Here is a 6591-nt window from a genome sequence, read left to right as displayed (position 1 = left end):
CAACCCGCACATCCCTTGGCTTTATGACTTCAAACTCGACTTTCGATTCAAATGAAGAGATGAAAATGTAAAATAAACTGTTTCAATAAAATCTCTGCGTGCGCAGGAATGACGAAAGACGAAGGTCAGTATGACGCGGGTAAAGCCGCGCATCCTGGATTCCTGACGGCAATGCGGCAGGGCGGGCGGACATAGACAGGCGCGGGCGACCCACCGGGTCGCCCCTACGGTGGGAATGAATTGCGCGCGAGGCGCGGGCGGGTTTGAAACCCGCCCCTACAGCGGCATTGACGGGCTGGTTGGGAAGGCAGGGGCGCGGGCGGCCACATGGGGCCGCCCCTACGGGTTGGTTATTGACATGACAGAATCATAAGGAATATAATGGTTTACGAGAGACCGGCCGGGAGATCGGCCAGGGTGTAACTGAGTGTGGTTCCCCCTTTTCGTTCGGGTCGGGGACGACCCGGCGAGAAGGGTTTTTTGGTATGTTTTCGGCAGGAAGGCAGGAAAAATTATCGATGGCGAAAAAAGTGCTGAATGAAGCCGAAAAGAAGATGGAGGAACTGGTATCGCTCTGCAAGAGGCGTGGCTTCATCTTTCAGAGCAGCCTGATTTACGGCGGCATCAACAGTTGCTGGGATTACGGTCCGCTGGGCGTTGAGTTGAAGAACAACATCAAGCGCTACTGGTGGAAGGTGATGACGCAGGATCGCGACGACATCGAAGGGCTGGATGCAAGCATCATCATGCATCCGCGCGTGTGGGAGGCATCGGGCCACGTCGCCGGCTTCACCGATCCACTGGTTGACTGCAAGCAGTGCAAACACCGGTTTCGCGCCGATGAGGTTGGGGAAAGGTGTCCGGACTGCGGCGGCGAGCTGACGGAAGCGCGCCAGTTCAATCTGATGTTCAAGACGTTTATCGGACCGGTGGAGGAAGAGGCGGCGGTGGTGTATCTTCGGCCGGAAACGGCGCAGGGGATATATGTCAATTTCCTGAATGTGATGGGGCCGTCGCGCCAGAAGATACCGTTCGGCATCGCGCAGATCGGCAAGGCCTTCCGCAACGAGATCACGCCGGGCAACTTCGTTTTCCGGATGCGCGAGTTCGAGCAAATGGAGATGCAATATTTTGTTCGGCCGGGCGCCGACGATCAGTGGTTTGACTACTGGCAGGGGCGGCGCATCCAGTGGTATTACGATCTCGGCATACGGAAAGAGAAGCTGCGTTTTCACCAGCATGCGCCGCATGAGCTGGCGCATTACGCGCGCAAGGCCTTCGACATTGAGTATGAATTCCCGTTCGGCTGGAAAGAGCTCGAGGGGATTCACAACCGCGGCGATTTCGACCTTTCGCGCCACCAGGAATATTCGGGCAAGGACCTGACGTACTTTGACCAGGAGCTGAACCAGCGATATATCCCGTACATTATTGAGACGTCGGCCGGGGTCGACCGGACGCTGCTTACGTGTCTGGTGGACGCTTATGAGGTCGAGAATCCGGGCACGAAAGAAGAGCGGACGGTTCTCCGGTTATCGCCGAAGATCGCGCCGGTCAAAGCGGCGATCCTGCCTCTGGTGAACCGGGACGGCATGCCGGAACTGGCGAAGAAAATTGCGGACGAACTGCGTCCTCATCTCAAGATATTCTTTGATGCAGGCGGATCGATCGGGCGGCGCTACAGGAGGCAGGACGAGGCGGGGACGCCGTTCGGCATCACGGTTGACTCTCAGACGCTTGAGGACGAGACGGTAACGTTGCGGGAGCGCGATTCGATGGTGCAGGAGCGGCATAAGATTTCGGAAATCAAACAAGAGTTGCTGAAGAGAATCGCCTTGTAAGAAACCAAATCGATGCGAATCGGAGTGTTGTCCGATACTCATAATCACCTCAGCCCAAAAATTTTCGACGTCTTTGCGGGTGTCGATCAAATAATGCATGCCGGCGACATCGTCTCGATGGACATCATTATCGAGCTGAGCGCGATCGCTCCCGTCATTGCCGTTTGCGGAAACATGGACTCGCCGGAGATTGCCGCGCGCTACCCGCAGGATCAGCGCGTAGTGTTGGCGGGAGTGGACATTTTCATGACTCACAATGGCGGGATGCTATTGCGCAGTCCGAAGTTGTTCGAGGCCCGATGCGGGCCGAAGCGTCCCGATGTTTTCATCTGGGGGCACACGCACCGAGTTGAAAACAGGTGGATCGACACGATGCTCAGCTTGAATCCGGGGTCGGCCCGGGCGATGCTGGGATTGTCTGCGTCGGTGGCTCTTTTGGAGCTGCATCCGCACAAGATGCCTCAGGCTGAGATAATAAGGTTGTAAATTGGCGTCGGGTAATAGCGGGAAGCCGATGAAGGTATTCTTGGGAGAAACCCGATTTTTATTGGTGCGCAAGACGCTTCTGGGGCATCTGCAAGTAAGTTCAGGGACTACGCCTTCAGGCGGTCCACACCAATTGCGACCGGCGTGAAGAAGGCCAGCGTCTCCATCCGCTAAAGGAAACCGGAAGGCACTCCTTTACCTTCAGGAACTGGAGGTTCTCCTACTCCCTCAATGGCCGTGGGTTCTACCAGGGCAGGGTTTTATTCGGCTTTCAAGACGTTTGAGGCTTGCAGACCCTTGGGGCCTTCGATAATATCGAACGTTACCTTTTCGTCCTGCTGGAGGGTTTTAAAACCCGCGCCTTTAATCGCGGTGTAGTGGACAAAGACGTCGTCGCCTTCCTCGCGTTTAATGAACCCGAACCCTTTTTTGTTGTCGAACCACTTTACCAAGCCCACGGGTGCCATCTACCTGTTACCTCCTCGCATTTACCCTTCGGCGCGTACAAACGCCAAAAAAAAACGCAGAACTATGCTTTCATAATTCTGCGCATTCTCTCACACATCGCATACAAAACCGGGAACATTAATTAACTGATCTGAGAATTTGTAGGAATATATCACATAGATTTCACTTTGTCAAGTAAAATTTCACTGCAACTAAAGAATATGGGGAAATTGTGCAATTAGGAGAGTTGAAAGCTTTTCCAGCATCGGGCAAAACTTCCAATTTGACAAGGATTTCCGGCGCTTGAAGCATCCCGTTGGCGGATTAAGCAACAATGGCTGAGGGAGATTTTGGAAATCTAAAGATGTTGAATGCAGTGATAATTACGTCAAAGTCTTGATCGAGCGCGCGAGAATCTGGATGAGGTGAACGGCTTTTTTATCGCTTCCGGATCGCGCGAACAGGTCGTTCAATTGCAAGATGCATCCCGGGCAGGCGCTTACGACTTCCCTGACGCTTAGGGCGTCAAGGGATTGCAGCTTTTTCTGGGCTATGGCTTCGGAGAAATCGGGGAAGGTCAGGGAGAAGGCGCCGCCCAGAGCACAGCAGTACATTTCGCCGGGCGTTTCCTGAAAATGGCATACGTCTGAGAGCAGTTTCCGCGGCTCCGCGATGACTCCCTGCCCCCATCGGAGGTGGCAGGGGTCGTGGTATGTTACGGAATCCTGCAGTCGCCCATAATCCAACTTGACGTGCCGAACGAGGAATTCAGAAAGATCGAGCATGGGAACTCCAAAAGGGTTCTCCGAAGAATCAAGGAGCTGCGGATATTCGCGTTTCAACATGGTTCCGCATGAGGCGCAGAGAGTAATGACATAATCGCAGCCGGCTTCCCGGAAATGCTCCTGGTTCCGCCGGGCGAGCATGCGGGCGGCCTCGACGTCGCCGAGCGCGACCGCGGGAGTTCCGCAACAGAGCTGTTGCTCCGGAATGATGGTTTGAATCTGTGCGCGCCGGAGAAGCTGAATAGTTGCATCGATAAAATCCGGATACACGTAATTGATGAGACATCCGACGAAAATGCCGACGCGCAGGCGGGCGTTTTCGACTCTCGCCGGTTTGGAATAAGCTTCAAGGGCGGATATCTTAGCGAGCGGCGGCAGCCATTTGCCTCCTTTGAACAAGAGAGGGAGATGACGCAGATTTCCTTTTCGCCGGGCGGGCGCAAGCCTTTGTCCAAGAGCTGCGATCCTGATCACTGAATTGAACCGGCGCCTGTACGGAAGCACGTGACGGAAGAAGAAGGATGCTCCGGCAGGGAGGCCGACTTCTTTGGCTATCTGCGAGCGCGCCGCCTTCAGCACCTCGGTAAATTCGACGCCGGAAGGGCAAATGCCGGAGCAGCGGCGGCACATCAGGCATGCCGCCATGATCGCGGCGATCTCATTCGAGGCGGATATTTGGTTTTTGCGAAGCGCATCCGCCAGGAGAATCCGTCCGCGGGCGACAAATGCCTCGTCCTTTACGACGTCAAAGACGGGGCAGACGGAGCGGCACTTGCCGCAGCGGGCGCATTTCTCCAATTGCTGAAGGGCTATGTCAGGGAATTCTGCAGTCACTGGCGATCTAGATGAATTTTCCGGGGTTCAGGATGTTATTCGGGTCGAGGATTTTCTTGATGGCGGCCATGACTTTGTATTCGTTCTCCCCCACCTCGAGCCCGAGATATCGCATCTTTGTGAGGCCGATGCCGTGTTCGGCCGAGAGAGTTCCGCCGAGCGAGACGGCGGCGGCGAAGATTTCGGAGACGGCAAGCTCGGCCTTCTTCATCAGTTCCTGATCGTCCCGCTCGAGCATTACGTTCACGTGCAGACTGCCGTCGCCGATGTGTCCGAAATTGACGATGAGGAGCGAATGTTTGAGGCCGATCTCCTCGATCATTCTTACCATTTCCGGCAGTCGCGACCGCGGCACGCAAATATCCTCATTCAATTTTATGCGGCCGAATTGGTAGAGGGCGGGCGAAATCGCCTTCCGCAGGGCCCAGAACTGGTCGCGTTCGCTTTCGGAAGCCGCCCGTCTCGCAATGATCGCGCCGTTTTTCTTGCAGATGGCAGTCACGCGGTCGGCATCGAGCTGAGTGATCTCGCGCGGGCCGTCGACCTCGAAGAGGCACACGATTCCTTCAGCGGGCAAGGCCTGGTTTTTGTTGTACTTGCCGGCGCACTCGACGGCTTTTTCATCCATCAGCTCAGCCGCTCGCGGGACAATTCCGGAGGCAAACATTTCGCAGACGGCCGCGATCGCCTGATCGGCGTTTTGAAATTGAGCCAGCACGGTATCAACAGATTCCGGCAGAGGGACGAGCCGGAGCAGGGTTTCGGTGAAGAGGCAAAGCGTGCCTTCGGACCCGACGAAGAGCCCGAGCAGATCGTAGCCGGTGACGCTCTTAGGCGCGCCCGAGCCGACGCGAAGAACATCTCCGTTCGCCAACACCACTTCCAGCGCCAGAACGTAGTTTCGAGTTGACCCGTATTTTGCTCCGCGCAGCCCGCCGGAATTTTCAGCGACGTTTCCGCCGATGGTGCAGAAGTCGCTGCTGGCGGGATCGGGCGGATAAAACAGGCGCTGGGCCTCGACTTGCTTCTGCACATCTCGGACAACCACTCCCGGCTCGACCGTAGCTGTCATGTTATCGGGATCGATCCGCAAAATGCGGTTCATCAATTCGAAATCGAGGACGAGGCCGCCGCGAACGGCAACCGCTCCCCCGCTCAAGCCCGAGCCCGCCCCTCTCGCGTAAACGGGAATTCTCTGTTCATTCGCGAGGGCGAGAATCCGAGAAACCTGCTCGGCAGTGGCGGGGCGTGCAATCAGATCGGGCAGCGCGCCCGTTTGGCGGGACGCATCGGAAGCGTAGACGATGCGCTTTTCGACCGAGTCGAAGAGATTTGCTTCCCCAACGATGGATCGAAGTTCCTTAATTGTTCGTGAATTAATGCTCATTCGCGTGTTCCGGCACTTTGGCGGGATTGGCATAGCAATAGATGCAGCCGTGGGGACAGTGATGGTACCAGCCGATGTCGAAGCTTTCGGTGCAGCCGCAATCGGCTCGTTGATCCTTGGCCTTTGCGGTTGAACACGGAAGCCGCTCCGGGTGCAACTCAGCCAGCAACTCTCCATCGATGCAGCGAGATACCGGCAGCCCCGGCACGCTGCAGCAATTCAGTTTGATGTTGTACCGGCTGGAAAGGTTCAGAAGATGGCGATATTCCTGGTCGCGCTCCTCCCGAGATAGGGGCATTTCAGATAACCCATTGCGGCGGAGGCGCGAGACCATTTTCCTATACGCGCACATCCAACTGATGGAAAAGGTGAGGATACCGAGCTCGGCTGCAGCGGCAGCGATTTCCTCGAACTTATCGAGATTGCAGTACGTGCGCCCGTCGTCCGCCTGCAGATGCACTATTGGATCAAACCTGATTCGGATGCGTTGCGGGCTTCCGATGAAATCGACCAGCGGCCCGAGCAGACCGAGCATTTGACGAGCGGGGGGAACATTCGGCTCGAGCAAGGTCGAGCCGAGGCCGGTGATGGTGAAATGGAGGTAGAGAGCGTAGCGACCGAGCGTGCGGCGAAGGACGTCATGCTCCAGCAGGTTTGACGGGTTTTTCGTCCAGAGAACGACGGTGTGCGTCTCTTCGGGCGGGCATTTTTCCTCAAGCAAGGCCGCCAGTTGATCCGGGAATCCGGCGACCATATCGATTCGCCTGCTGGCGGAAATGACTCGTTTCAGGGGTGTTCTTGCTTCTAGCAT

6 protein-coding genes are annotated in these 6591 nt (G+C 56.2%); 2 read left to right on the top strand and 4 right to left on the bottom strand.

Annotation, left to right across the window (positions count from 1 at the left end; translation table 11 throughout):
• The first annotated feature begins 518 nt into the window (after nucleotides 1–518).
• A complete protein-coding gene (locus C4520_06320) occupies nucleotides 519–1841 on the top strand; it encodes a glycine--tRNA ligase (protein ID RJP23564.1) in 1323 nt (440 codons plus the stop codon).
• Nucleotides 1842–1853: 12 nt separating this feature from the next.
• Complete coding sequence (locus tag C4520_06315; protein RJP23563.1) at nucleotides 1854–2327, top strand: metallophosphoesterase; 474 nt, start codon at nucleotides 1854–1856, stop codon at nucleotides 2325–2327.
• 260 nt (nucleotides 2328–2587) lie between these two features.
• On the opposite strand, the gene C4520_06310 is transcribed toward C4520_06315, so the two are convergent.
• The 4 genes from C4520_06310 to C4520_06295 all read right to left on the bottom strand — a co-directional run bounded on the left by C4520_06310 (nucleotide 2588) and on the right by C4520_06295 (nucleotide 6591).
• Complete coding sequence (locus C4520_06310) at nucleotides 2588–2794, bottom strand: cold-shock protein (GenBank protein RJP23562.1); 207 nt, start codon at nucleotides 2792–2794, stop codon at nucleotides 2588–2590.
• A gap of 363 nt (nucleotides 2795–3157) precedes the next feature.
• Nucleotides 3158–4393, bottom strand: coding sequence for a (Fe-S)-binding protein (locus tag C4520_06305; protein ID RJP23561.1), 1236 nt, complete (start codon nucleotides 4391–4393; stop codon nucleotides 3158–3160).
• 7 nt (nucleotides 4394–4400) lie between these two features.
• Nucleotides 4401–5957, bottom strand: coding sequence for an FAD-binding protein (locus C4520_06300; GenBank protein ID RJP23560.1), 1557 nt, complete (start codon nucleotides 5955–5957; stop codon nucleotides 4401–4403).
• Nucleotides 5770–6591: a DUF1848 family protein gene (locus tag C4520_06295; protein ID RJP23559.1), complete on the bottom strand. Its 822-nt coding sequence runs from the start codon at nucleotides 6589–6591 to the stop codon at nucleotides 5770–5772. Before C4520_06295 ends, C4520_06300 begins: the two co-directional genes overlap by 188 nt.

Source organism: Candidatus Abyssobacteria bacterium SURF_5 (assembly GCA_003598085.1).
Lineage (GTDB): Bacteria > Abyssobacteria > SURF-5 > SURF-5 > SURF-5 > SURF-5.
Note: the sequence above shows the minus strand (reverse complement) of the source record. Positions and strands in the feature narration are given on the sequence as shown.